The sequence below is a fragment of the Streptomyces phaeoluteigriseus genome, from assembly GCF_001896135.2.
Classification (GTDB): Bacteria; Actinomycetota; Actinomycetes; order Streptomycetales; family Streptomycetaceae; genus Streptomyces; species Streptomyces phaeoluteigriseus.
The window spans coordinates 58,827-84,673 of record NZ_MPOH02000023.1; the positions used below are offsets into that span (position 1 = coordinate 58,827).

The following is a 25,847-nucleotide window of genomic DNA, read 5'->3' on the forward strand; positions in this document are numbered from 1 at the left end:
GGTTCCTTACGGGAGGAGGTCGAACAGGAGCTGGACGGTGCCGGTGACGGGATGCCGTACGGGGTGCGCGTGGACGCCGAACACGTCCGCGAGCAGGGCCGGCCGGAGCACCTCGGCCGGGGTGCCGGTGGCGACGATGCGGCCGTCGTCGATCACGTACAGCAGATCGCAGTGGGCGGCGGCGAGGTTGAGGTCGTGCAGGGCGGCCAGGGCGGTGAGGCCACTGGCGCGCACCAGGGAGAGGATCTCCAACTGGTGCGCGATGTCGAGGTGGTTGGTGGGTTCGTCCAGGACGAGCACGCGGGGTTGCTGGGCCAGCGCGCGGGCGATGAGCACGCGTTGCTTCTCGCCGCCGGACAGGGCGAGGAACCCGCGGTCGGCGAGGTGGGCCACGCCGGTGCTCTCCATGGCGTGGGCGCAGATGTCCCGGTCGGTGCGCGCGGTGCGCTCGCGGTGGGGCAGCCGTCCCATGGCGACCACCTCGGTGACGGTGAAGTCGAACTCGGCGGCGGACTCCTGGGGCAGGGCCGCCAGGACGCGCGCGGCGGCCGCCGGCCGCATGGTGCGTACGTCGTCCCCGTCGAGGCGGATCACACCCGCGTCGGGGCGCAGGGCGCGGTAGGCGCAGCGCAGGAGCGTCGACTTGCCGCTGCCGTTCGGCCCGACGAGTCCGACGAACGCGCCCTCGGGGACGGCGAGCCGGATGTCGTCGACGATGCGGGCGCCGGCCACCTCGACGGTGACGCCCTCCAGATCAAGACGCATGGTCCCCTCCCCCACGGCACACCATCAACGACCCCCGAACGTGTGACCGCCACGCCGCATGAGCAGCAGGAAGGCCGGTACTCCCACGACGGCGGTGACGACGCCGACGGGGAGTTCGGCCGGGGCGAGCAGGAGCCGGGACAGCAGGTCCGCCCAGACCAGCAGGACGGCTCCGGCCAGGGGGGCCAGGACCAGCACGCGGCGGTGGTCGGCGCCGACGACCATCCGCACGAGGTGGGGCACCATCAGGCCGACGAAGCCGATCGCTCCGCTCACCGCGACGACGGTCCCGGTCACGGCCGCCGTCACCAGGAACAGCTCCCGGCGCAGCGTGGCCGGTCGGACGCCGAGCGCGGCGGCGGTCTCGTCGCCCATCGCCAGGGCGTTGAGCGCCTCGGCCCGCCGGCGCAGCCAGGCCCAGCCGAGGGTGACGGTGACGGCGGCGATCGGCACCTGGGCCCAGGTCGCCCCGCCGAGGCTGCCCAGCAACCACATCATCGCCGAGCGGGCCGCCTCGCCCCGTGCCGCGCCGAACACCATCACGGTCGTCAGGGCCTCGAAGCCGTACGCCAGTGCCGTCCCGGTGAGGATCAGTCGCAGCGGGGTGAGACCGCTCGGGGAGCGGGCGACGGCGTACACCAAGGCCATCGCGGCGAGCGCGGAGCCGAACGCGGACACCGACAGTGCCCACACGCCCAGACCCGCGAACGCGCCGAGCAGGATGACGGCGTTGGCGCCCACGGCGGCGCCCGAGGAGATGCCCAGCACGAACGGGTCGGCGAGGGCGTTGCGGACCATGGCCTGCACGGCCACACCGACCGAGGCGAGCCCGGCCCCGACGACGGCGCCGAGTACGACGCGCGGCAGCCTGATCTCCCAGACGATGGTGTACGCGGCGCCGTCCCGGGCGGGGACGGTCCCGCCGGTGAGGCCGGCCCACAGCAGCCGGAGCACCTGCGCGCCCCCGAGGCCCGTGGCGCCCAGGGCGACCGCGCACAGCAGGGAGAGGAGCAGGACGAGGCCCAGTGCGCCGGCCAGGGGCGCGAGAGGCGTACGGCTGCGGCTCGCCGTAGGTCTTCGGAGCACGAGGGCGGTCCTTCACCTCAGGCCGCCTGGTGGACCGTGAGACAGCCCGTACGGCCCGCGGGCCGCGCGGTCCCCCTCTCGCAGTCCTCGGCGAGCAGTCAACGGGTCGCTGCCCACCACGGGCGATCGGGCTCACGTGACGGACCATCAGGTCGTCGCGCACACCGTTGCGGGTCAGCGCCGGACTCTCACCGGACTTCCCCCGTGGAAGGCCCCCGGAGCCTAACAAACGCCGTTCGGCGGCTTCACGGTGGCCTCGGCCGCAGGTTGTCCGGCCGAGAGAGCTACGAGAGAGCTGCGGCCGCAAGGGCCGCGGCCGTGGAGACTCCGGCGCGGGCGCGACGCGTGAGGGCGGAACAGCTGCGGAACAGGTGCGGAACAGGTGCGGGGCGAGGAACTGGGCGGACAGGCCGGCCAGGACGAGGCCCGCCGCCAGGAGCAGGCCGTGCGGCAGGACGACGCCGGCGATCAGTGCGCCGGTCGCGACGGCGAGCCGGCACCGGCCTCGGACGCGGCGGTACGCGCACACGCGGCCGGTGTCGTGGACCATCGGGCCCGGCCGGCTCCCGTCAGGGGGTGAGCTGCCAGCGCCGGACGTAGCCGACGTCGATCGACGCGAGGTCCCGCACGCGGAGTTTCCAGGTGCCGTCCACGGGCTGTGCCGAGGCGTCGACGACGAAGGTCTGGTCGACGTTGTCGGCGGAGCCCCCGCTGCGGTTGAGCAGTGAGTGGACGGTGCCGTCGGGGCCGACCAGATCCACCGTCAGGTCACCTCGGTAGGTGTGGACGATGTCGACGTACACCTCGGTGGCCGAGGAGGCGTTGCCGCCGCGACCGACGATGGTGATCGGCGACTCCACGGCGGCGCCCGCGTCCGGGATGTCGACGCGGGTGGTGGTGGCGTACACGTGGGCCACCCGCCAGTCGAAGTCCAGGGTGACGGAGGCTCCCGTCCCGTCGGTGACGGTGACCGTGACCGGGCCGGTGCCGGTGGTGGTCGGCACGCCGGAGATGAGTCCGGTGTCGCTGATGGTCAGGCCGTCGGGGAGTCCGGTGGCCTCGTAGGTGAGGGCGGAGCCGCTGTTGGTGGTGTAGGCGTCCACCTGGAGGGAGACCGCCTGGCCGACGCCGCTGGTCTGGTCGGCGATCGGGGCGACGTTGACTCCGAGGGCGACGCGGTTGCCGACGTTGATGCCGGCCCAGGCGTCGGCGACGTTCAGGTAGGTGGGGCTGTAGGCGCCGAAGAGGTCGGCGGCGGCCTGGAGGGTGGCGGTACGGGCACCGGCGTAGTTCGTGGACGAGGTCATGTACGTCGTCAGCGCGCGGTACCAGATGGCGGCGGCGTTCTCGATGCCGATGCCGGTGACGGCCCGGCCGTCGTAGGTCGGGCTGTCGTAGGTGACGCCGTTGACGGTCTTGGTGCCGCTGCCCTCGGAGAGCAGGTAGAAGAAGTGGTTCGCGGGGCCCGAGGAGTAGTGGACGTCGACGCTGCCGAGGGTGGAGCTCCAGTAGTCGCGGGAGGAGCCGTCCTTGGAGGGCTTGTCCATGTGGCGCAGGGGGGTGCCGTCGCCGTTGATGTCGATCTTCTCGCCGACGAGGTAGTCGGGGACGTCGGCGGTGAGGCCGGCGTGGAACTCCACCGCGGCGGCGAAGATGTCCGAGGTCGCCTCGTTCAGGCCGCCGGACTCGCCCGCGTACGTCAGGTCGGCGGTCGCGCTGGTGATGCCGTGGCTCATCTCGTGGGCGGCCACGTCGAGCGAGGTGAGCGGCTTGGCGTTGCCGGAGCCGTCGCCGTAGGTCATGCAGAAGCAGTCGTCGGACCAGAAGGCGTTGACGTAGTTGTTGCCGTAGTGGGCGCGGCTGTAGGCGGCGACGCCGTCGTTGCGGATGCCGTTGCGGCCGTACACGTCCTTGAAGTAGTCCCAGGTGGCGGCGGCGCCGAAGGCCACGTCGACGCCCGCGGTCTGGCGGTTGCCGGGGGTGCCGTCGCCCCAGACATCGTTGTCGTCCGAGAACAGGGTGCCGGTCCCGGAGGTGCCCTGGTTCAGGTCGTACGTCCGCTGCCCCGCGCGGTCACCGTCGACGAGCTGGTACATCGTTCCGGACAGGGTGCTGCCGACGGTGACCGTGCCGTTGTACTGGCCGGTGCCGCTGCCGGTGTGGACCTGCTCGGAGGCCTGGATCTCCTTGCCGGAGGTCGCGTCGGTGACCACGTGCAGTTCGCTGGGCGTGCCGTCCCGCTGGACGCCTTCGACGACCGACTCCCAGGCCAGGACCGGCCTGCCCTCGCCGGCCCAGACGACCAGGCGCGGGGTGCCCTCGGCCGCGGAGCGAGCGATGTCGGCCTCGCGTGCGGCGGCGAGGGCCTTTCCGGTGGCCTTCGCCGCCGGCAGCCTCGGGGTGAGCGACGGCACCGTGAGGGTGGCCTCGCTCGCCCTGGAGACGGTGGTGCGGCCGTTCCTCAGGTGCACGACCAGGTCGCCGCCGAGGACGGGCAGTCCGGCGTAGGTGCGTTCGTAGCGGGTGTGCGTGGTGCCGTCGGCGTCCTGGAGGACGTCCTTGACGACGAGTTTCACCCGCGTGCCGAGGTCGAGGCGGTGCGCGGTGTCGCCGGCCGCGGCCTGTGCGCCGCGGACGAGCGCGGCCCGCCGGGCGGGCGAGAGGGCGGCCGGTGCGGCGCCGGCCCGCGGACTCGTCCGGCACCAGCCGCTCAACGATCCCCACCACGGCCGACATCCTACCGAACACGCCAAATGAGATGGCTTCTAAGTGGTGTGGGTGCGCTGAGAAATATTCAGGTCCAGACCAGTGTGGCCGCAGAGTGGTGGCGCTCTGGGATCGTCAAGGGTCGTGCTTCGCGGCGTGTTCGTGCCAGGCGGTACATTTGGGCATGCCTGAATTTGACTTACCGCCCGAGTGTGCGGGGTTCGTGCCTGCCGGACCGGCGCGCCTGCAACGCATATACGGAAGCTGGGTGGGGAGGCTGTGGCCCAGTATCTCGCTCGCTGTGCCATCGGAGTGCTTAGCGTCGGAAGCATTCATTGTTTCGTCGAAGCCCGTAGGAGTGGCGTCGAAGGGCGCGGTGTGGCATCGGGCCGATCTGGAGCATGGGATCGTCTCCGAAAGCCACGACCTCGGTGTGACGCACGCGTTCCCGGTAGACGTTCGGCCGGACGGGCAGCAGGTGGCCTTCGTCCATCGCGGCTCGCTGGCACTCCGCACTGCGACCGGGAGATTTCTGTGGAAACGGCGCGGCGGATGGTCGGGTGCGCGTTTCTTGGCTGGTGCGGATCGCATTGTGGCTAGCAGCGTGCAGGGTGTCGTTGCCGAGTTTGATACCTCGAGCGGCGAGGAGATCGCACGGATGAGGGGGTTTCCACCGCTGTCCATCTCGGGTGACGGTCGGCTGTTGTCGTTCCGCCCGGATCGGGATCATGTGGCGCTGTGGGACCGGACTGCGGGCCGCGAGCTGGCACGGTGGACTGCAGCACCGTTGCAAAGCATGCCCACGGGGGCAGGCGAATTGTTGGGAACGCGCCTTACCGGCGGCAATACTGTCGAGTTGTTCTGTTTGGAACCGGGAGCACGGCGCCCGCGGTGGAGCGTCAGCCGCAGGATCAGTGGGCAAGGCGTCAGCCGCGCCCTCGCAGTGTGCGAGGAGCGCGAAACGGTGCTCGTGCATATGTCCGGGACCGGCCGCGAGCAATCGGCCATCCACGAGCATCGGCTTGATGACGGCTCTCAAGCCGCTACGCATCAGCTCTCGCACGGCCGGGTTCGCTTTTCGGCGGACGGCCAGCGGGCCGTGTTGTGGAACGGCGCAGTCTTTTCTGCCTGGAGTACTGCTGCGGGGCGCGAGCACCGCACCAGCGTGGGACATGATGCGGCGATCGACGCGGTGGTGTGCTCACCCGACGGATCGTTGACCGCCACGGCAGGGAATGACAGCACGATCCGTGTCTGGAGCACGCACACAGGCGAGCCGCGCCAGGTGTTCGGTGGTGCTCTCGGCGTTGGCCTGTCTCCACGCTTCAGTGCTGATGGCCGGCTCTTGCTTGCCACGTCGCGGTACGGGGACCAAAAATGGTGCCGGAGGCTCACCGACGGCACACCGGAGGTATTCCCCTTCCGACTGCCGCCGGCAACCCGGTCCTGGCACACCTCCGCGGACGGGCAACTCCTTTGGACTCAGACAGCGACCGGCACCTGGGAGACCCGGTCCCGGCTGATCCGCCGTGCGGACGAGGCCACGCTGTGGCATACAGAGGGCAAGGTCCCTGGACCGAACGGCGCCGTGTTCACAGGCAACGACGTCCTGACATTGGAATGGGAGTTCACCTACGGCCACGGACACCAGCCCAGGGTCGTACGGCTCCGCGCGGAGTCGGGCTACCGCGCCGAGCCGGTCATGCTGCAGGGCCTCGCGCGGCTGTCACCCAACGACGACGTCGTGTTCGGTGGCAATGGGGACTTCCTTGCCCTCCGGAGCCAGGGACAAATTGTGGTCTTCGATATCCGCGACGGTCGCGTCCTCGGCCAACTCGAATGCCCGACCGACATCATGCCGGTCTTCGCGGGCTCCCGGTGGCTGCTCTCAGTCGACCGTGACATGCAGGTCTGCGTCTATGATTTGGCCGGTCTCCAGCTGCAGACGCGCCTTTCGCTGAAAAGCGCCAACGACGCACCACGGAGCCTGTACTCACCGCCGAGCGGGGACGCGGTGCTCGTAGGTACACAGCGCGGGGTACTGCTCCGGTGGGCGCTCGACGAGGCCGTACCAGGAGATCAACGTTGAAAGGCCGCAGACAGACAACGGGCGGAGCCTGCAGACGACCAGACACGACGCTGCCTGCGGTGATCACGGAGTTTCGCCCCTCTGTGATCACGGGGAGATGACGTGTGTCCGTTCTGCCAGCATGGCTGACCGATCCGCTTTGGGACCAATTCGCGGCCCTGCTGCAGCAGTGTGGCCCGGGTCCGCCTCCTCGCGTCCGCTGGGTTGCCACCGCCGCCGGATCGGCAGCCCCATCGTCTTTGACAAACTCCTGCAGATCCTGCGGCTCGGATGCTCCTGCGAGGCGATCGCCGACTCGACATGCTCTGCCATTACGATCCGTAACCGCCGCGACGAATTGATCGGACTGGGCCTGGTCGCCCGGCCCACGCAGATCGCGCTCCCTCGCCTATTACAGACTGCAATCGATTCGACAGCCGCTACGCCGAAACTTCCGCCAAGCACTGCCTGCACGGCGTGAGGGCACGGCACCCTGTCCGCCGGCGTCCACCCTCCGTCACCACCGAATGTGAGACAGGGCATGGAGAACGGGGCAGCGGATGCAGACTTGCAGGGGGTGCCGTAAGGGCGCCCGCAGGTGCCGAGGGAGTCCTTGCGGAGCTCGAAGCGCTGCTGGAAGTCGTGCGACTCCGCCGCGATCGGCTCGCGTATTCCTCTTGGGGGCGCTCGGCCCGGCGCCGGTCGAGGAAGCCTCGGTAGGTGCGCACCAGGTCGTCCTGGAAGACGGCGAGGTAAGCCTGGGTGGTGGTCAGCGTTTTGTGACCGAGGATTCGGGCTGCGATATGAACGGGCAGGCCGCCGGTGACGGCCTCGGTCGCGAACATCCTCCGGAAGTCGTGCGGGGTGTACGCAACGGCTCGCCGGCCAGGTCGCGGAGTCCGGCGGCCTCCAGAGTCCGGTCGAGTGCGCGCTTGATGCTGGCCTCGCTGATGGCCTGCGGCTGCCAGTAGGTGCGGCGCTGGAACGTGCGGCAGCTAGGAGCCCGGGACGCGCTCACGCGAGTCGTAGCGGGAGATCAGCGGCACTTTCCCGTCACTGGCGTCGCGCAGGCGCTTGATGATCGTGGCCAGAACGCTGGCGAGTTCCGGGCTGACCAGCAACAACCGTTCTTCGTTGCTTGGAGGGAACGATCTGGAGGAGCGGGACGACTTCGTTGGTGTCCGGGAGCTTGTAGGAGACCAGCGCGAGGTGGGTGAGCTCGGTGAGTTCCTCAGCGCGAACTCTGGTGTGCCGCAGCGTCTCAATGATCGCCCAGGCCAGGCGCGGCACTCCGGGGGCAGGCGGTGCTCAGGGGGTTGATGTCACGGCCGTGCTCAGGAGGGCGGCAGGGTCGGGCATGGCGTCATGTGTCTGGCCGTCCAGGAGCCTGCCGGCGCTCTTCTTGCCGCCGCGGCGCATACGGACGGTGTCCTGCGGGGCGAGGTCTCCTTCGTGGTCGCTGATGCGGCCCTGCCTATCGATGAGGGTGAGGCGGCCCCGGTTGTGTCCGTGGGCTTCGGTTACATGGGCTCCCCCATTGCTTGGGGAAGAACGGCACTTCTGCCCATCCGCACTGGTCGCGTATGGACCGCGCCCACTGGCGGTTCCTGACCGACCCGACCTTCGATGCTCCCGGCACCTACCCGTCGGGGCTGGCCAAGACCGCGCCCGCGTCCGCCACGCCCGCTGACCTCGGCCGGATCGATGTGGTGCTGCTGTCGCACGACGAGCACGACGACAACCTCGATGCCTCGGGCCGGACCCTGCTCGCCGATGTCCCCCTTGCCCTGACCACGCCCAGTGGCGCGGGCAGGCTCGGGCACCGCACGCCCCTGAAGAACTAGGAGCCCATCGAGCTCGACCGCCCCGGTGGCGGCACGATCGCCGTCACCGGCGTCCCGGCCCTGCATGGCCCTGGGGACCCATCGTCGGCGAGGTCGCCAGCTACGTCCTGAGCGGCGATGGCCTGCCCACCTGTTACCTCAGCGGTGAAAGCGCCCAGCTCTCCCCGGTCCGAGGGATCGCCGACCGTTTCGGCCCGGTGGACACCGCAGTGCTGTTCGCCGGCGCGGTCAGCACCGATGTCCTGGACCGCGCGCTGCTCAGCCTCGACAGCGCTCAGGCCGCCGAGGGCCGCCCGCATCCTGGGCGCCCGGCGGATCGTGCCGGTCCACTTCGACAGCTGGGCCGACTTCACCGAGGGCCGCGAGCAGCTCGTGGACACCTTCACCACCGATGGACTGATCGACCGCGTGGAACTGGCCTGACCTCGATTCCCCCGCCGCTGCGGTGCGTCACGAACTCACCGTAGCGGCCATTCCCAGCCCGCCCACGTACCCCGGGCCGACCACCGCAGAAGCAATCCCCACAAACAACCCGACCAAGGGCATAGCCCCCGGATCCGCCCCCGCGCCGCTGTCCGTCCTTGACACCGTCCTGGCCGTCCGCGGATCAGCGCCGCCGACGCCCGACCGGCGGCATCGCTCTGGCTGAACTCGCCGAGAGCTTGGCTTCACCCACTAACGGGTGACTGAGCTCTTTCAGCGTGGCCACTGATCGGGTGACACGTTGGCGTCCGCAACGGACAAGGCTCCTATGCCGTTGAGAGAGGTGTTCGACGTCTCAACTCAATGGCACAGGAGCCCTGTTGGTTCCCTGTCCTGCCGCACTCGACCTGCCTCATGCCCTGGTCGAGTGGGTCACCATGCTCATCGTCACCCGAGAGGGTGACCGCCGCTGCAAGCTCCCACCGCACCAGCGTGCCCTCGTCGGCCTGGTGTACCTGCGGCGGCACGACACCCTCGCCCAACTCGCGGCCGGCTTCGGCATTTCCGTCGGCACCGCCCACGCCTACACGGCAGCCGTCATCGACCTGCTCGCCGACCGGGCACCCGGGCTTCTGCGGGCCCTGCGCGAAGCCGACCCCGACTACGTCCTGCTGGACGGCACCCTCGCAGAGTGCGACCGGGTCGGCGACAGCCGGGCCGACTTCTCACAAAAACACCGACGCCACGGGGTGAACGACCAGGTGGTAACCGATCCAGCAGGACGACTGCTGTGGATCTCGCCCGCCCTGCCCGGCCGTGCCCACGACCTGACCGCGACCCGCACCCACCGCATCATCCGGATCTGCGAACGCCAGGGCATCCCCATCCTCGCCGACCGCGCCTACATCGGCGCCGGCCCCTGGGTGACAACACCCCTCAGACGCCCGCCGGGCCGCGACCTCACACCCACCCAGCAAACCGTCAACCGCGCACTGTCCGCAGCCCGGGCACCGGTCGAGCGCGGCATCGCACGGCTCAAATCCTGGCGGATCTTCCGCAAAGCCCGATGCAGCCCGAACCGAATGTCGTCAATCACCACCGCCGTCCTCACCCTGGAGCGGCAACGCTGAAAACGCTCACTGAACACCACTCCATGCCCGGGGTCTCCTCCTCCAGCCACGCCGTCCTACTAGCCCGGCTGACCGCCCACACCACACGGCTGCGGCTCGGGGCGGGCGAGCAGGCGCGCGGACAGGACCCGGTGGGCCATGAGGGCTCCGGTGTGGCAGGGGGGCGGAGCTCATGCGGACAGCTCGACTGGTCCCGGTGCGTGATCGACTCGGTGAGCATTGGTGCCCTCAAAGGGGGCACCTGACGGGATCGAATCCGCCCGAACGCGGTAAGAAGGGGTCACAGAAATCTGCGACTGCACGGGCCTGCCGATCTCGCTCGCGCTCTTGGGCGCGAACCTGCACGAAAGCCAGGCATTGGAACCTTTGGTTGGAGGTATCCCACCGATCGGCTCGCGCCGTGGGCCACGTCGGCGTCGTCCGGCCAAACTGCACGGCGATAAGGGCTACGACTATGGTCATCTGCGCCGATGGCTGCGCGAGCGCGGCATCGTGCCGCGGATCGCCCGCCGTGGTATCGAGTCCTTCCAACGCCTCGGCAGCCATCGCTGGGTCGTGGAACGCGATGTCATGGCTTGCTGACTGCCGTCGTCTACATCGGCGGTATGAACGTAAGGCCGTGCACTGCCTCACCTTCTGGGTATTTCGGCGGCCCTCATCCGCCTCCGCCGCCTCGTCCGTGCGGACGCGCAGAACCGGTCAGCGTCGTGATAGTTGGTTCGTCCGGCCGTCGGGGAGGTTCGGCCGCGCCAGCTGACGGTCAGCCGGCATCGAGGCCCCACTCGTCGAGGCCGCCGTAGACATGAGCTTCAAGTGATTTCCGGTCGCTCATGCCGTTGGCCACGCCCCGATACAGGGCGATGAGCGAGTCCTTGCCCCGCCACCAGGTGTCGGTCATGCCCTGCACTTCAGGTACCGGCTCATATCCTTTGAGGTCTAGGGAGTCGACGGCCTGGCCGGTGATCCTCGTGATGGTTTTGGCCCAGCGCCTCGCATGGCTGGCCAATGCCAACGATTCCACCCAGCCTTCCGTACTGGCATGCAGCGGCGCCCAGAGGTAGCCGTCGATCCCGAATTCGCCATCGGGGCCGATCATGAATGCGTAGGCCATGGAATATCGGCAGTCCCCGGCCGGGATCCAGCCTCAGCGGCCGAGCCATCGGGAACGTCTGCGCCCAGGATGCGCGGGCCGCTCTCGTAGAACGGCGCCGGTGGCAGGGCGAGACCGCCCCAACGGTCCTCGAAGGCCACCGCGCGATCGATCTCCGCAGCCGGGACACCGTGCTCACTCCAGGCGTCGCGGTGACGCCCGATGTCCTGTCGGGCAACACGGATGCCTTCAGACTCGACGAACGACTTGGCCCTGCGGGTCAAACCGGCCGGCGCAACCGGGACGGGCGATACGGGAGTGGCAGCCATCATGGTGGCGGAGTTTACTGGCGAGGTCTGGTAGCGCGGGCGGAAGCCCACCCGTTGCTGCCAGTACTTGCGCCCCCACCAACAAGCGTCCTCAAAAGCCAACTTTCCGCTCAGTCACCCGTGCTTCCGGAAGGCAGAACGCGCGCCTGGGCGCATGAGCCGGCTGGCGGAACTTCCCGTTCATGGAGGAACGCCGTGCATATCCGAGTGATCTGTCCGACGCCCGGTGGGAGTTGGTCGAGCCCGTGCTGGCGGCCTGGCGGGCCGAACGGAGCCGGCATGCCCTGGCTATCGGATGCCCGCCCGAGCATGACCTGGGCGAGATTCTGAACGCGATCCTGTATGTGGACCGCACCGGGGTGCTGTGGCGCTACCTGCCGCATGACTTTCCGCCCTGGGAAGCCGTCTACGGCTACTTCGCCAAGTGGCAGAAGGACGGCGTGTTCGCCCAGCTCAACGGGCTGCTGCGGGAGTTGGTGCGGCGGAAGGAAGGCCGCAGGCCAGCCCGTCGGCCTGTGTGACCGACGCGCAGAGCGTCAAGACCTCCACGAGCGTGCCTTCCGCAAGTCGGGGCACGGATGCGGGCAAGAAGACATCCGATGCGAAGAAGGAGTCAAGCGGCCAGGGTGAGGCGGGGTTCTTGAGAGGTTGAGAAGGCCACGGCCTCGTTGAACGGGACGCGGTGGGAGAGGCAGTGGTGAAGGCAGCCGATCATCCGGTTGAAGAGGTTCCTCTGGGCGGCCGTGTGTCGATCTCCGGCCTCACTTCGACGGTCGTAGTGGGCCCGGGCTCCCTCCGACGGCACCTGACTCGCGACGACGAAACCCTCCCGGCCCGATCCGAAGCCATGAACCAACTCGCCATGACCGACCTCATGGCCCAACGCCTCACCGACGACAACACCATCTCCTGGCGCAACCCCGCAAAGCCAGCCCAACTACAGCATCCGGGATGAAACAACAGGAGAAAACGACCTCTTAGTTGCCACCGAGGCGGCCGGCGTGCCGATCGGACTGGTGGCTGCAGGAGAGAACCGCCATGATTCGCCCCTGCTCCAGCCAACGCTCACGATTGCAAAAGAGCAGGTTGGCGCCCTGCCTGGCCGCGTCAACGTCAATCTCGACCGTGGCTACGACAGCAGCAAGACCTGTATCGCCCTCAAGGAGCTCGGCACTTCGCCGCTGCCTGTGCGGGACGGTACTGTCGTGGACTTCTATCTTCACCTCGCCGCCGCCCTCGTCACCTTCCGTGTCCTCATCCAACGCGACGCAGCCGATACCGCTGGGACAGGCGTCCCACCACCCGGCGCCTCAAGTGACTCCAAGCCTGGCTCCACAGGCCAGCGGAGGGGGTGAAGCCCTCACTATGAATTCCTAAGGTATTCCATCGAGACATCAGATCGTGCCTCTAGCCACGCGATGACCTCAGCAGGGTCAATGTGGTCAAAAACGACCTGCGCAACGAGCTCCAGGCCGTCCTCTTGTTCAGTCAGCTCTAACGCGTAGAGCATGCCATCGTCTCCGCGCAAACCGTTTGGCAAGGTTCCTTGAATCCATTCTACCGGCCCAGAATCCCAGTACAATTCCACCTCTTCCTCGGGAGACGCTGAACAGAACAGGTCGACGACATGGGCGTCGTCGACGTGGATGCGGAACTGGTAATCCGAAAATGTATCGTGCAGCTTCGCGACCTCGGCGGCGATCCAGTCGACACCGGCACCAGCGCCAGCCTCCACGTGCAGCCTGAACGAGTTCCCGATCTCTGCGGATCCCAAGGAATCGAGAAGCCCGCCGAAGGCATCTGGGACCACAGGGACATCGATGCGATGGCCGCCGATCGTGCCTGCATCGAGTGCCACGGCTGGCGACAGCGCGTCCACACTACGGCAAAGGCCGAGAAAATCGTCGACGACTGACTCGAGCGCGCTCGACGACATGCCGTCAGTTCCCTCAAGCCACAACTGGGTTTCCGGCACGGAACCGACGTCGCGGTAGCGCCGGAGATTAATCGAGCAATTGCAGATCGGCAGGTGCACGCCGAACATGACGTTTTCAACTGCATTTCTGCGAAGGAAATCCGGCATCAGACAGGGAAGAAAGCCCGCGGCATCGATCTCAACACCGATCCCATGGACCTCGACATGGGCAGCAACAGCATGTACCCAATCACCCTCCGGGCCGGCCATACGACAGTCCTGCGCGCCCCACCGTGCTGCGAACTGGCGCGCAATCTCTACGGTGCCACGCCGGTCGCGGCGATCGGGCAGTATGGCCCGAAAGCGGGCGACGACACTCATAATGGCGTGCTGCCGCTCGATCCGCTGCCCGAGTTGCCGGGGCTGCCGGGGCTGCCGCCACCCGTGGCCCGGGCGCTCGAAGGTGCATTGGTAGGAGCCCCATACTCACTGCCGTCCACGGAATACGCACCGGCCGACGCGGAAGCTCCACCGCCTGCGCCGACGTACTCATTGCCTTCATAGCCGACGAGCAGAAGACCTGCCAGAGCAGCGCCAGCGAGATACAGGGGGCGTCGTAAATGCATTGATGTTCCTTTTTAGTCGAGGGTCACCATGGCAGGCGGCCACAACAGACCCGCCCTCTCTGCCAGCGGTACAATATCGCGACAGTTGCCTACACTTTCTGTTACACGGGGTAACTAGAGTCGCTCCCAAGACGGCAGACGTCCGGCACCCGTGGTCGCATTTCCATTCCATGATCGTCGGACTCGTTCTGTTGGGCTTCCGGCCCGGCGTCGGCCGCCTGCTCCACCCCGCGTGGTGTGCGAGTGACGAGGTCGGTCCGGGCTTCGCACTCGGTACGGTGGCCGCGTGAGCACGCGACGCTCGCGAGAAGACTGAAAGCTGTCACGACCTCCCGGCTGAAAGTGCGCTGGGAGCTTCCGAGGAACAACGAGCACTCCGTGTCGGATCTGTTACCGATTCTTCAAAAGGATGAAATCCACCCAGGAACATCCGCCTACATCTTGAACAGATTGAGTACGGAGGAGATTTCCTATAAGCTAGCGGAGGCAGGTTCGCCGGTGAATACGGCTCGAGTGTCGGTCGCAGCGCGTACCGACTCCTGCTAAGGTGCGCAGGGCCTTACTGGTCCCCTCCCGTGTCCCTGCGCACCTTGCCTAAACCTGTTAAATTACTCATGGCTTGTTGATTTTTCACACCTAATAGGTGACCGTCATTAAAGGTCACCTATTAGAGCGCATTCCTCTCGCAAGAAGCATGTCAGCCTGACGCCTCCGCTCCGTCCACGATGGTAGTTCCGGACGTACGCCGAACGCATGGTGACAGAGCAGTCGGAGAAAACTGTTCTCCGCCGCTCCGAGATTCTTCGCAGCGTTGACCACATGTGTGATGCGAGCACGAGAAATGCATATTGAGACGCTTGACGCCGATATGAACGCGGTTCAACAGGACGTCACTCCATGCTTCATCACCGCTCGATGAGTCCGTTGTCTGGCTCGAACGAAACACTCGGCCAACAACGACCACCCCCTTCCAGTATTCCTGGTCTCGATGGCAGGGAAGGCTGTCATACCTCAGCATGTATGGGTCGTGTAACTGCGCCATGGCTGCTTCAGCCCTTCCTCGGACGCCATAGGTCCCGAGCGGCCCTCCCACCGAGCAGTGTCGGTTTGAACAAGGGACTGGTTCGGTGAGTTGCTCAGTGTGGAGGCATGCAGGAAGGGATTTTCGTAGCCTTCGAGGTTCAAACCTCCGGGTATTACGGACGGATACGGCATTCTTGCTAGTCGTGTCCTGGCCAACGCCAGCAGCCATGACTCCCCTACTCGTCTTTCCCCTGCACCGTGTGGGCGTTTTGGGGCCGGTACCCAACGACATCACCGTGCACGTGGACGCCGGCTACGACTCGGTCGAGGCCCGCACTCTGATCAGTGAACGCGGCCTGCGCGCCTGCATCGCACGCAATGGACGAGCAGGCGCCACCCAGGCCAGTCAGCGTTGACACATGGAGCGCACGTACGCCTGGCGAAACACCTCGCCCGGCGCCCGCTGCTACGTGAGTGCCGCACCATCGTCAGCGACGCATTTTGGGACCTTGCCGACACGTTCATTACCCTGCTCAACCTGATCCGACGACCATGGACCACCCACCGCTGGGAGGAACGCCCGAACCGCGACCATGACCACACACCGACCTCGTCCACCTGCCGACTTCGTCAGCATGGCGGTCTGCTTTAGGTGCAATTTCCAGCGCCGCGCTCAGCCAGTGCCGGAGAGGATGCCATCGCCCGCTGTCGCGGCCTCTTTCCAGAATTCGATCACTGTCTCCAGGTGATGAAGAACGTAGTCGATCGAGTCGCCGATAGGGTCGCCGCGGTAGGTGGTCAGCTCGCGTTGGAGAGCTAGTGCGCGGATCTCGTCTAGCCGGAGGCCTGCCAGAGCAGCTGCACCTTGCGCGACCTCGTTCGGTGTGTAGACCCGGACCTCCCACCAGTTGTTCAGGTCCTTGCGCAGGTCACTCTCGAGCGCTGCGCTGGCCGTGTACTCGTCGGTGCCATATAGGACTTTGAGGATGTCCTCCCAAGCCTTGTCGACACCCAAGCGCGGTGGATGTTCCCCCTCCCGGTATCCCAACGCCAGGCCGGGAGAGTCATCATCGCTCTGCCCGAGTAACCATGACACGGAGTCCGCGTCCAGCTCCGTGACCACGTGAGGCGGCAGCCGGTGGAATCCGGTTAAAACACCCATACACCCTCCTGAGGAAACAACATGGCTGCAAAGCGATCAGATAATCCACGATCTGGCGCGACCCCTCGCGGCGATGCGCGTTCGGACAGGGGCTACTCGCTCACCTAAGCAAAGGAAAAAGTCAGCTATTAACACAGATGGCGTGAAATCACTGCCCTCGTCGGCCCTTGGCGTCATCAGGAGCGAGTCGAGTGGGCGGACTGGGGTTGTTTCTTGAATATACGCTCGCGCTCGCGAGCGCTCAATCCACCCCATACTCCATGTGATTCCTCCTGGATAAGCGCAGTATCTAGACATTCTTGACGAACTGGGCATCCGCTGCAGATTCGTTTGGCAGCGCGGCTCAATTGATCGCTGGCATGTCCACCAATCGGCGGATAGAAGATAAGAGGATCGATGGACCGGTCCGCACAAGCGGCACGACCCATCCAGCTACTGAGTCTTTCATTCGGACTAAAGAGCTCCATGGAAACATTCCTGTAACAATAAGGGCCACACCGTGTCGAGATCGTGACACGATGCAGCCCAACCCGCATGAGTAGTGCATGCTCACGTGACCTGAGCACGATCTCCCGCGTCAGCCTCTCGAGGCATCTTGCCGTCCATACAGCTGCGCTATTTGGCGTAGCTCCTGACGGCTGCACACCCCAGTCTTCCGATAGATGCGGTACAGATGATTTCCAGCCGTACGGACGGATATAACCAGTCGATCCGCGATCTCTCGGTCGCTCAGCCCTTGGGCGACCAGCATGACGACTTGCCTTTCACGTGCACTAAGCGGCTCGATGGCATCGATCAGCAAGAGTGCAGGCGTTTGAGATCCTTGGCATTGAGCCGCAAATTTCTTTGCCTGCACAGCACTATTAGCTGCGACTCGACTCTGTTCCGAGCGACGGTAGAGACGGGATAATTCCGCATAGGACTCAGAAACGAACAAGAACGCGTTCGATGCTCTAAATACCCGCGTCACATCATGGAGAAGTTTTTCATCCGAGTTCGCCAAGGCTTTCGAATAGTTAATGCGGGCATTAAGATATTCCCCCTGCACGGGAATTTCCCAAAAGTCTTTGGACAGGCCTGGGGCGCCCAATCGGCCCAGATCATGAATTATTTTCGCCGTATCAGCAAAAGCACCCCTACTGCACGCATCCTCAGCTGCATTCACCAGGATGTCTGTCGCTTTATCAAGATTTCCGCTGAGAAAACTGTGCCACGCAGCAGCCATGGGATAGACACTGGGTTCCGGCATGCCAGGGGGCGTCATTTCAATCCTCAGCTGCTCCCCGAGTGTCGCATGCGCAAGTGTAGTCCAGGCTTGCGAATGCTCTAGCAGACGTTTACTGACGCCTTCGGAATCATGGAATCTCAGCAGTTTCAGAACATCCCGAACTCGGCCCTGCTCGAAGAGAACCGGTGCGAGAGTCAGGGCAGCAGCTGGCTCAGCGTAGATGAAGCCTCGCTCAACCGCTCCTCGATGGGCGGATCCAGCAAGATTCACCGCCTCGTCCAAATTTCCCAACGCCGCATATATTGCTGCACGAGAAAGGAAAGCCTTATGAGATGGTTTATCGGGGGAAGATGCCGGTGTCGGCTTGACGAGCTTTTCCGTGAAGAACGTAAGAGCATCGAGAGATCGGCCCGAGCTCACGAGAGATTCACAATAACCTAGTCGTGTACCTTCATCTTCCTCAGTGACTAGATCTTTTATACTTGCGTACTCAGCAACTGCATCGCGGGGCAGGTTTGCAGAATTGAAGAAATTCACTCGAAACGACTGATAGCCTTCACCTAATTCTTCATTGATATGCTTCGACGCCGTGCACAGATCTCCTCGAAGCATGTGTACGTGCACCCATGCAGCAATGAGGTGGGGGTCACTATCTCCAAACATTGCTCTGGCTTGGTCCAGAATTCCAGTCGCCTCATTCTCCCGAAAGACGTGAACAAGGGAAACGGCATACGCTGCTATTAGCGCCGGCGACGGCCACCGTCTGACAGCTGTAGCGTAAAAATGGCTCGCTGCTGCGTAATCACCGATACGCTCGGCCGCGCACGCGGCGTCAACAACATCACTGGACTCCAGTGCATCTGCGACCTCGATTTGCCAACGCGCTAACGCTATGAGATCTGCGTCGCCAAGCGGGAAGTGCCCCCGGTAGAGTCGAACTGCCCGCTTTAGGATTGCATCCCGTCTCAGCATGGGTATGCTCTGCATAATGAAATCTCGAGTAATACGTCGTTTGATTTGCACTCGACGTTCCTCGCCGGCTTCACGGCTCGCCTCGATAAGCTCCATGTCTTCCAGGCGAGTCAGCCCTACCGCTGTACTGAGTTGCGCGACCATCTCCAGTGGCATGCTTCCTGCTACGGCAATAATTTCAAGCAGATCCCGGTCTTCCGGTGCCAGCCCACGCAAGCTTCTCTCGACCAGCTGCTTGACCCTGATCGGTATTGGCAGCTTCTCAGGAAGACTCCAAGTATCCGAATCTGGATTCCATTGCATACCCTCACTCAACGCCGCAACAATCATCTGTTGCACAAGAAGCGGGTTACCCTCTGCTGCGCTGAGGATTCTTCTCAGATCCACGGAATTCAGGCGCCGGCCTGCCGTGGACTCAGCTATCTGTTGACAAAATTCTGATTCTAAGGGATCAAGTTCAACTACGGAAAATCGAGAATTCCCCCATATAGAGTCCAGCCTGCCGCCTGGTGCATCCGTATGGAAGGTACAAACTATCTTTACGCCATATTGCCCAGTCAGCCCTCGAAGCGAGCTAACTTCCGCGTCGCTCAGAAAGTTTACTCCTTCCAGAAAGACTATTGTATTCTTGCTTGATCCTTCGCGTCTTTTTAGTAGCCAGGGGATCGAGGAAAGGGGCGCGTTCAGCCAATTTTTGGCGTAAGACGATTGAACAACTTGCGCCATTCCTCCCTTCTCTGGGAAATGCCGACCCCACTCCGAAATTACACTGACTGTACGATAAGCAGATCCGAGCCCTTTCAGAGTCTCGATCACCAACCGCGCTTTTCCGATACCGGTGGGTCCGGTCAGAATGACGTTTAGCTCTCCGTTGCTGAAAATATTCTGAAGCAGCTTCTGCTCTTCCTTCCGTCCAACGAAATCGGGCGGGAAGGCAGGTACCGAGTGAACCATTTATCGTCCTGGAGTAGCCTGACAGGTGGCGCTCCGGTATCGGCGGCGTTAGCGGTGTCATTCCGTCTTGCCGATGTGTATCAAGACGAAGACCTGGCCAGAAGCAACAGTGGTCAACCGTCGAGAATCACAAGCGCTCGTCGACTGATCCTGCTAACTACGCAGCAGTTCACCATGAGTAAGAGCTACTCATTCAACAGTGATCGATGGCAACACGTAGGCGCAAGTGATAGGTCGGTATCAAGATCGCTACAACATTACATCTTGGGCTGCCGCTTCCTGCACATCTATGATCCACACAGTACGCAAGAGTTTGCCTAATTAATGCCTTTCAAATCCGTGGTACCGGTACGGCTGACCACCGGCGCTCCGAACGCCGACCACGCGGTTACCCCAACGCGGCAAACTGACTTGCTGAGCGTCACACGTTTCGGGTGTGGCTGTGCAAGGACAGCGCAGGGCCAGCACCCGAATACTTCGCCAGAGGTGGCGCGTCACGACCCGCTCTGTGTAGCACTGGCGGAGGACGTGCAGCGAGGACGGACCGTCGTGCCGAGCCTCGCAGCTGCGGCGAAGCGTGCTGTTGGCAGCCTCGGAGCTGGACAAAGGCCGGTTGCGCGTGGCCGACCGAACCAGACTGTACGTTCGCTCGGATCAAAACCCTGATAGAGCGCCGCTTCTAGAAGAGTGACACTGTTCAGGGTGTCACCCTCTACTCGAGCGACAAGGCTGGACCTGCCGGGTTCTGGCTCGCCGGGTCTTCGAGCGGAAGAGCCAGGCCGTACGCATGAGATGACCGGCAGTGCGGGTCGTGCGCCTTATCTCTCGCGCCGTACAGCGTGCCCTCCTCGAACCTGGGCGGACTGCGGGTGTTGCTCTTCTCGCTGAGGATCTTGTCCCGTCGGATGCAGTGCGCGGTGAGCGCGCCGAGCGGGGAGTCGAGTTCCTGGCTCAAGTGCAAGCAGCGTGCCTAGCCGATGGGCATGTCCGCGCCCGGGGTGTCCTCGACGACGGGGTCGGCGGCGGTGGGCCGGGGACGCCACGGTTACCCCAGTCCGCGATCGGCCGGGGTGGGTAGGCGCATCGCCGTTTCCGGCGGGGCGCCTTTGTGAACCGGCCGGTGTTATACGCGCCGGCGCGCGTTCGGTAGGGCGAGCCTGGTTGGACGCCGAAGCGGACACAGGTGACGCTCGACCTCGTCTGCGTCAGTCGCTGAGGAGCCTTGAGGCACCGTCATGGCCCTGGACCTTCGCACAATGCACGGCGAGACTGATGCGCCTACGCGTGAGAGCGGGTTACGAGAACCGATTGAAGATCAACAGGAGTCCGACGGCCCGCTGTCATTCTTGCTCCGGCAAGGTTGGCGAGCTCAATCGGTCAGCGCATCGACAGGTGTTCAGGAGGTCAGCGTAGACCTTGAACGTGCGGAGGTCCGCATATCTCCGCAACGGTCAGATGCCGCTCGGGGTGCTGCAGGGTGAGGCGGATGTCGCGGCTCTGATACCGAGCCCCGGGAAGCGTGGTGCATCGGCGCTCCAAGTCCCCGCCCGATCACCCTTCACACCAGCGTCTCCGAACCTCGTCCTTTTGAACCGACGAGAACCCATAGTCACGCCCCTGTGCCTCCCCGACTACGTGATCATCCGCGGGTGGTGCGTTGATCACGCGAGGGTGCCGTCATTTATGAGAACGGGGAGCGGCAAGCTGTCGCCCCTTAGAGGCCGCTCAGATAGGCGCGGCTGCGAGCCCCGGCAGTAGAACGGGCCCAGAGCCCGGTGATCATGGAGTTGCGACGTTCTGTGATCATGGAGGACCTGTGCCCGTTCTGTCATCGTGGCTGACCGAGCCGCTGTGGGGTCAGTTCGACGCTCTGCTTCCCGAGCGGCCGCAGTTCCATCCGGATCATCCACTCGGCTGTCACCGTCGGCGTATCAGCGATCGGGTCGTCTTCGACAAACTGCTGCAGCTGCTGCGGTTCGGCTGCTCTTACGAGGCGATCGCCGACACGACCTGTTCGGCCACCACGATCCGCACCCGCCGCGATGAGTGGATACGGCTGGGCGTCTTCGCCGAAGTGAAGCGGATCGGGCTCGAGTCCTACGACCGGATCGTCGGGCTCGTCCTGGATCAGATCGCTGTGGACGGTGCCATCACGAAGGCGCCCGGGGGCGGTGAGGTCGCCGGGTGCTCCCCGGTCGACCGAGGCAAGCAGGGCCTGAAACGCTCAGGTATGACGCACGGATACGGCAGTCCGCTGGGACGGGTCCTGGCCGGCGCCAACCGTCACGATTCCCCCTTGCTGGCTCCGACCCTGGACCGCCTGGACGATCTGGGGCCGATGCCCGACGACATCACCGTGCACCTGGACGCCGGCTACGACTCCGACACCACCCGTGCCCTGCTCAGCGAACGCGGCCTGCACGGACGCATCGCGCGCAAAGGGGAGAAGGCGCCCATCCAGGCCAGTCAGCGTTGGCACGTCGAGCGCACCCACGCCTGGCAGAACGCCTTCCACCGCCTCGCCCGCTGCTACGAGCGCCGCAGGACCGTCATCGACGCCTTCTTCGACCTCGCCGACACGATCATCACCGTCCGCAGCATGATCCGCCGCGCCTGGACCACCCATCGTTGGAAGAGCCGCCCCCAACACCGACCATGACGACGCACTACCTGCCCAGCATCTACTCGGAGATCTTGGAGTCGACTTCGCTCTCCAGCACAGCGGCCAGCATTCGCCTCGCGCTCCTCGCGGACGATCTCGTCCAGCAGTGATACCTCGTCACTCGAGATGCCGACTACGGTGAGCACGGACGTCAGCAAGACGGCGGTACTGGTCCGCGTCCAGTGACCGGATTGGGCCAGTGACTGCGGTGAGCCGTGCTCGGCGGAATGTCATCCCGGGTAAGCGTGATCGGGCACCTCGGATAGCATCCGAGCAGCCTCTCCTGCGATTCACTGACCAGGAGGGCGGTGAACAGCATTGGACGTCCCGCTCGGACGGCCGACAGCCTGCACGAAGAAGAGAAGAGACGTGGGCGCAGATTTAGGACCCGAACCTCCCAGGGCTTCGGCGTCGGCGCCGGCCCTGTGCCTTCCGCCGGAGAAGGAAACGATCGAGGACGCGAAGATAGCGGCGGCGATCCTCGACAGCGCTCCATGGGACCCGCCGCCTTCCGCGCAGAAGTCGTCGTCGCCGTTCTATCTCGCGATCGCAGGGGCTGTGGCGTTCCGGAACGGCGCGTGGTCGGAAGCTGCGGCCCTATGGGCCCGGGTGCCGGAAGACGACAGCCGACATAAGCCGCTGAGGTACTGGCGGGCGCTGGCCCTGGCGAAGGCCGACGCGCTCGAGGCCGCACTCGAGCTGGCCCCCAGAAGCCATGTTCGCGGGGAAGTCCTGTGCGCCCTCGGCCGATTCGACGAGGGGCTGGCCCTGATCGCCGCCGAGCACGGCGACGACCGCGCGGAGTGGCGCATGCTGCGCCACGCCTACTGGCTGCGCCGCGCAGGCCGGGCCCGAGAGGCAGCCGAAACGATCGAACAGCGGCTGGAGGAGTGGGCCACCCGCGAGGAGGTCGAGATGCGACTCGCGGCGGTGCGTGCCTGGCTCGACGTCGGCGAGCCGTCGAAGATCGCCCCGCATCTGGAGGTGATCACCCGGCTTTCGCCCGGCCGCGGATCAGCACTCGTCGCCCAGAACACGCGACGCCTGGACTGGCTGCCCCGCGACCTGGCCCGGCTCGCCAACGACCCGGCACTGGCCGAGCGCGGAGTGTGGTTCCTCAGCCAGGAACAGTCGCAGGCCGCAGCGGACTCCCTGGAGAAGGGGCCGGAGGCGCCGCTGGGTGTGCTTCCGGGACGGCAGATGTGGAACGCGCTGGGGGACTCGGTTTCATTCGTGCCGGTCGCAGAGGTAGGGGTTCGAGCCGCCCGCACGGTCTACGGCGAGGGATGCAGCGCATGGCTTTACGTGCACCCCGAGCGGCCCGGGCGACTCTGGCTGTGCCTGAGCACCCGGATTCCGGCGTTCCTATGGCCGGAACTCTCCAGTGAACCAGCGGCCTTGTGTGCGGGCCTGGCGCCCTACCGGCCCGAATTCGCCGCCGACGCGCCGCATGTACGTGACCTGCCGCGACGGTTGCGCCTGCACGTGGGGTGGCCCCAGGTGCCGAGCCCATACCACGGCACCCTCGAACCAATGGACCACCACACCTTCGGGCGGGTCGCGGTCTGCTCACCCTTCCTCGAAGCCATCGGCTGGGGCAGCGAGCAGGCCGAGGACCCGCATGTGGACTTCGTCGACCGCGGGGGCATGGACGCGCTGTTCGCCAACCAGTCAGGGGGCGGCCACAGCACCGCGCGCCCGGCCGCCGAGTCATACCGCACCCGCTGGAGCCGCTCCATAGTGACAATCGAGGAACACCACTCGGGCTACGTCGTCGACGTCCGCTATCGCCCCAGCCCCCACCCCGGGCACGTCACCCGGCTGAACGAGCGCTTCGGGACCGCGCTTCCCGACGACCTGCCGCTGGACTGCTATGGCGTGGTCATGCACTTCAGCGACGACATGGACACCGTCGACGAGCTCCGGGCCTCGATCACCCCCGACCTGCCATCTGAGGACTACTGGCGATTGTCGGCCCTCGCCGCGCTGCTGCACGACTCGCTTGAGTTGGACGCGTGCCTGGCGGCCCTGCCCGACACCCTCACCCCAGTGGAGGTAGCACGGGTGTACGGGCGTCTCGGTTTCCTGCTCGGACGGCTCTCCGGTCACCCGAGACTGGATGAGGACCTCCAGTTCGGACCATTCGCGTCCCTGATGCGCGTCAGCGATCCGTACGACGACGAAGAAGACAGCGAAGACGGCGAGGAGACGGACAATGCCTGAACACACCCCCTGGATCGGCGTCGGATCGCGTACATGTGAGAGGGCGCTGGTCGAAGCGTTCACCGCCATCGAAGGCGTTGCGCATGAGTGGCCGTGGGAGTTCCACGGCGGGCGGTCCCGTACCGTGATAACGCCCCAGGGAAGCACCGCCGGACTCTGCTCACAGACGGTGTTCGGGCACGTCGTCGTCTCAGTCGACGACGGTCGCACTGACCTGGTCGCGATGCTGGACGCCGCCTGCCCGCTCCAGACTCCCACGGAACTCACCGCCCGCTTTCTGGACGCCTCCTCGCCGGGCGACCGAGCCGATGCCCTGCTCGGCCTCGCCTCCGCCGCCGCGATCCACCGCGAGGTCACCGTCCCCAAGCTCGAACAGTGCGTCGCCCTAGCACTGGACAGCGACGAGCCGTGGCTGCGCCTGATCGCCCTGCGCGCCATCTCGATGATGCCGGCAGCCACCGCGCACCGCCTTCTCGCGGACCGGGAGGACCCAGCCAACCCCGGCCTAGAGGAGTGGCGTGACCACTACGCTGAGCAGTTCGCCGACTCAGCCCCGAACTCCTCTCCCTAACCCCAGCCGCAAAGATCGTGCTCGACCCGGCGCTTGGCTGGCCAGCGACGTCCTTGTGTTCCCTCACCGCCGTCATCGACGCCCTCTTCGGCCTCGCCGACACGATCATCACCATCCGTAACCTGGTCCGCCGAGCCTGGACCACCCACTACTGCAACACCCGGCCCCAACGTCGGCTTTGAGCGGCCCCCCTATCTGCGCGGCCTCTTTGCTTTCATCCACCAGTTTCAACGCGCATCCGTTGCCGGTCTGTCACCGCCCCGCTGCCGCCAACCCGGCGTCAGTTCAGAGCGGCAGGCGTGAAGTACTCGCGTGGTGCCACCTCTACTTGACTACCTCGATTTGGCCGGCCCTTATGCGGTTGGGCTGGCCGCGTCGGAAGAGTCCCAGCTGGGGCTGGCGGACCGGATCGCCGGGTTGCGCCACTTTCGACGCAGCAGCGCGCACAGTCGTCGCTGGCGCCGCCGCCATCCAGCGGGGCCGCGCTCATGACTGCACTCCTCACCGACAACGGGCAGCAGATCCTCTCCATCCCCGGCCGCACCGTCCACCACGCATCCGCCTCCTACCAGGGAGATGCGAAGAGCGGTGCGAAGGATGCTTTCATCATCGTGGTCCAGGCCCACATGCGCTGCGATCTCCAGCCGCTGCACCGCGGCAACGCCTTCGCCATGGACTTGCGCATCCTCGTCTCTCGCCGCCTGGACCTGGCCGGGGACCGTACGAGGGCGATCAACTGGATGCAGGCCCAGCTGCTGGGATACTTCCCAGCAGCTGGAGCGAGCCTTCGAATGCAACACTTCGAGGGCGTCTTTCGTCCTGCTGACTGGGTACCAGATGCCAGCCGGCCTGCGTCGGGCTGGCACGGAACCGTCTGCCTGTCTGGTTGAGGAACCGCAAGGTCCGCAACTACAGGCTCGTCGCAGCCACCGCTGACGAGGGCCCCCGAGGCTCAGCACACGCCGTTCCCCGACAGAAGAGGGCAGCGGTCGTAGTGGCCAGGCTGGCGAGGGAACTGATGGCCCTGTACGAGGAGATCACCGAGACCGACGCCCTGGTCGAGAGCCGGT

General features: G+C 65.4%; 20 protein-coding genes and 8 pseudogenes. 15 read left to right on the plus strand and 13 right to left on the minus strand.

The features are described from left to right. Positions 1 to 6: 6 nt before the first annotated feature. Both BM536_RS36865 and BM536_RS36870 read right to left on the minus strand, forming a co-directional pair. Positions 7 to 765 (minus strand): ABC transporter ATP-binding protein, encoded by a 759-nt coding sequence (locus BM536_RS36865; RefSeq protein ID WP_073497772.1) that lies wholly within the window; start codon positions 763 to 765, stop codon positions 7 to 9. A 24-nt stretch (positions 766 to 789) separates the two neighbouring features. After that, positions 790 to 1,851: a FecCD family ABC transporter permease gene (locus BM536_RS36870; protein WP_094104024.1), complete on the minus strand. Its 1,062-nt coding sequence runs from the start codon at positions 1,849 to 1,851 to the stop codon at positions 790 to 792. A gap of 382 nt (positions 1,852 to 2,233) precedes the next feature. On the opposite strand from BM536_RS36870, the gene BM536_RS36875 reads away from it, so the two are divergent. Further along, the gene (locus BM536_RS36875) at positions 2,234 to 2,431 is read left to right on the plus strand and encodes a hypothetical protein (protein WP_073497774.1); all 198 of its coding nucleotides are present in this window, start codon (positions 2,234 to 2,236) and stop codon (positions 2,429 to 2,431) included. Here BM536_RS36875 and BM536_RS36880 read toward each other — a convergent pair. Further along, on the minus strand, positions 2,421 to 4,565 hold the full coding sequence (locus tag BM536_RS36880; RefSeq protein ID WP_245873975.1) for a M4 family metallopeptidase: 2,145 nt from the start codon (positions 4,563 to 4,565) through the stop codon (positions 2,421 to 2,423). The genes BM536_RS36875 and BM536_RS36880 overlap by 11 nt on opposite strands. Positions 4,566 to 4,915: 350 nt before the next feature. Here BM536_RS36880 and BM536_RS36885 point away from each other — a divergent pair, with 350 nt between their 5' ends. Beyond that, positions 4,916 to 6,646 (plus strand): WD40 repeat domain-containing protein, encoded by a 1,731-nt coding sequence (locus BM536_RS36885; protein WP_073495414.1) that lies wholly within the window; start codon positions 4,916 to 4,918, stop codon positions 6,644 to 6,646. A gap of 104 nt (positions 6,647 to 6,750) precedes the next feature. After that, a pseudogene (locus BM536_RS43560) lies at positions 6,751 to 7,064 on the plus strand (IS5/IS1182 family transposase); the annotation flags it as partial. Between the two features lies 1 nt (position 7,065). Here the strand turns inward: BM536_RS43560 and BM536_RS43565 are convergent. From BM536_RS43565 to BM536_RS45120, 3 genes are all read right to left on the minus strand, one after another. Next, complete coding sequence (locus tag BM536_RS43565) at positions 7,066 to 7,470, minus strand: hypothetical protein (RefSeq protein WP_245873976.1); 405 nt, start codon at positions 7,468 to 7,470, stop codon at positions 7,066 to 7,068. Positions 7,471 to 7,620: 150 nt separating this feature from the next. Further along, positions 7,621 to 7,749, minus strand: coding sequence for a hypothetical protein (locus tag BM536_RS44105; RefSeq protein ID WP_281258614.1), 129 nt, complete (start codon positions 7,747 to 7,749; stop codon positions 7,621 to 7,623). Between the two features lie 350 nt (positions 7,750 to 8,099). Next, positions 8,100 to 8,264, minus strand: a complete 165-nt coding sequence (locus tag BM536_RS45120; RefSeq protein ID WP_107439665.1) for a DUF5131 family protein — start codon at positions 8,262 to 8,264, stop codon at positions 8,100 to 8,102. Between BM536_RS45120 and BM536_RS36895 the strand changes: the two are divergent. From BM536_RS36895 to BM536_RS40015, 3 genes and pseudogenes are all read left to right on the plus strand, one after another. Then, positions 8,209 to 8,892: pseudogene (locus BM536_RS36895) on the plus strand (MBL fold metallo-hydrolase). The gene BM536_RS45120 and the pseudogene BM536_RS36895 sit on opposite strands and share 56 nt — an antisense overlap. A 380-nt stretch (positions 8,893 to 9,272) precedes the next feature. Further along, positions 9,273 to 10,022 carry an IS5/IS1182 family transposase gene (locus BM536_RS36900; protein WP_073495417.1) on the plus strand — a complete coding sequence of 250 codons (750 nt, stop codon included), beginning with the start codon at positions 9,273 to 9,275 and terminating at the stop codon, positions 10,020 to 10,022. A 176-nt stretch (positions 10,023 to 10,198) separates the two neighbouring features. Then, positions 10,199 to 10,733 (plus strand): annotated as a pseudogene (locus tag BM536_RS40015) (transposase); the annotation flags it as partial. Between the two features lie 49 nt (positions 10,734 to 10,782). Here BM536_RS40015 and BM536_RS36910 read toward each other — a convergent pair. Beyond that, positions 10,783 to 11,441 (minus strand): annotated as a pseudogene (locus tag BM536_RS36910) (hypothetical protein). Positions 11,442 to 11,623: 182 nt separating this feature from the next. Here BM536_RS36910 and BM536_RS43570 point away from each other — a divergent pair. Continuing rightward, positions 11,624 to 12,037, plus strand: a pseudogene (locus BM536_RS43570) (transposase); the annotation flags it as partial. A 17-nt stretch (positions 12,038 to 12,054) separates the two neighbouring features. Here the strand turns inward: BM536_RS43570 and BM536_RS43575 are convergent. Further along, positions 12,055 to 12,240, minus strand: a pseudogene (locus BM536_RS43575) (IS110 family transposase); the annotation flags it as partial. Positions 12,241 to 12,421: 181 nt separating this feature from the next. Here BM536_RS43575 and BM536_RS40520 point away from each other — a divergent pair. After that, positions 12,422 to 12,759 (plus strand): annotated as a pseudogene (locus BM536_RS40520) (IS5/IS1182 family transposase); the annotation flags it as partial. 45 nt (positions 12,760 to 12,804) lie between these two features. On the opposite strand, the gene BM536_RS36925 reads toward BM536_RS40520, so the two are convergent. Beyond that, the gene (locus BM536_RS36925; protein WP_073495423.1) at positions 12,805 to 13,485 is read right to left on the minus strand and encodes a hypothetical protein; all 681 of its coding nucleotides are present in this window, start codon (positions 13,483 to 13,485) and stop codon (positions 12,805 to 12,807) included. Between BM536_RS36925 and BM536_RS41980 the strand changes: the two genes are divergently transcribed. Both BM536_RS41980 and BM536_RS40530 read left to right on the plus strand, forming a co-directional pair. Next, positions 13,471 to 13,920, plus strand: coding sequence for a hypothetical protein (locus tag BM536_RS41980; protein ID WP_143651074.1), 450 nt, complete (start codon positions 13,471 to 13,473; stop codon positions 13,918 to 13,920). The genes BM536_RS36925 and BM536_RS41980 overlap by 15 nt on opposite strands. A 1,312-nt stretch (positions 13,921 to 15,232) precedes the next feature. Further along, entirely contained in the window at positions 15,233 to 15,421 is a 189-nt protein-coding gene (locus BM536_RS40530; RefSeq protein ID WP_143651076.1) for a hypothetical protein, read from the plus strand. Between the two features lie 257 nt (positions 15,422 to 15,678). Here BM536_RS40530 and BM536_RS36930 read toward each other — a convergent pair whose 3' ends face one another. From BM536_RS36930 to BM536_RS36945, 4 genes are all read right to left on the minus strand, one after another. Further along, positions 15,679 to 16,167, minus strand: a complete 489-nt coding sequence (locus BM536_RS36930; protein ID WP_073495426.1) for a DUF1877 family protein — start codon at positions 16,165 to 16,167, stop codon at positions 15,679 to 15,681. Between the two features lie 176 nt (positions 16,168 to 16,343). Further along, complete coding sequence (locus BM536_RS36935) at positions 16,344 to 16,634, minus strand: WhiB family transcriptional regulator (RefSeq protein WP_073495429.1); 291 nt, start codon at positions 16,632 to 16,634, stop codon at positions 16,344 to 16,346. 110 nt (positions 16,635 to 16,744) lie between these two features. Next, on the minus strand, positions 16,745 to 19,321 hold the full coding sequence (locus BM536_RS36940; RefSeq protein WP_079275080.1) for a helix-turn-helix transcriptional regulator: 2,577 nt from the start codon (positions 19,319 to 19,321) through the stop codon (positions 16,745 to 16,747). A 712-nt stretch (positions 19,322 to 20,033) separates the two neighbouring features. Then, positions 20,034 to 20,276, minus strand: a complete 243-nt coding sequence (locus tag BM536_RS36945) for a hypothetical protein (protein ID WP_143651077.1) — start codon at positions 20,274 to 20,276, stop codon at positions 20,034 to 20,036. 861 nt (positions 20,277 to 21,137) lie between these two features. Between BM536_RS36945 and BM536_RS36950 the strand changes: the two genes are divergently transcribed. The 5 genes and pseudogenes from BM536_RS36950 (at position 21,138) to BM536_RS36965 (ending at position 25,667) form a co-directional block, all read left to right on the plus strand. Next, the gene (locus BM536_RS36950; RefSeq protein ID WP_073495438.1) at positions 21,138 to 21,980 is read left to right on the plus strand and encodes an IS5 family transposase; all 843 of its coding nucleotides are present in this window, start codon (positions 21,138 to 21,140) and stop codon (positions 21,978 to 21,980) included. 321 nt (positions 21,981 to 22,301) lie between these two features. Beyond that, positions 22,302 to 24,206 carry a hypothetical protein gene (locus tag BM536_RS36955; RefSeq protein WP_143651078.1) on the plus strand — a complete coding sequence of 635 codons (1,905 nt, stop codon included), beginning with the start codon at positions 22,302 to 22,304 and terminating at the stop codon, positions 24,204 to 24,206. Then, a complete protein-coding gene (locus tag BM536_RS36960) occupies positions 24,199 to 24,777 on the plus strand; it encodes a hypothetical protein (protein WP_073495444.1) in 579 nt (192 codons plus the stop codon). The genes BM536_RS36955 and BM536_RS36960 overlap by 8 nt, the downstream gene beginning before the upstream one ends. Before the next feature lie 71 nt (positions 24,778 to 24,848). Continuing rightward, positions 24,849 to 24,959, plus strand: a pseudogene (locus BM536_RS40025) (IS5/IS1182 family transposase); the annotation flags it as partial. Positions 24,960 to 25,232: 273 nt separating this feature from the next. Continuing rightward, the gene (locus BM536_RS36965) at positions 25,233 to 25,667 is read left to right on the plus strand and encodes an IS110 family transposase (RefSeq protein WP_281258617.1); all 435 of its coding nucleotides are present in this window, start codon (positions 25,233 to 25,235) and stop codon (positions 25,665 to 25,667) included. Positions 25,668 to 25,847: the final 180 nt, after the last annotated feature.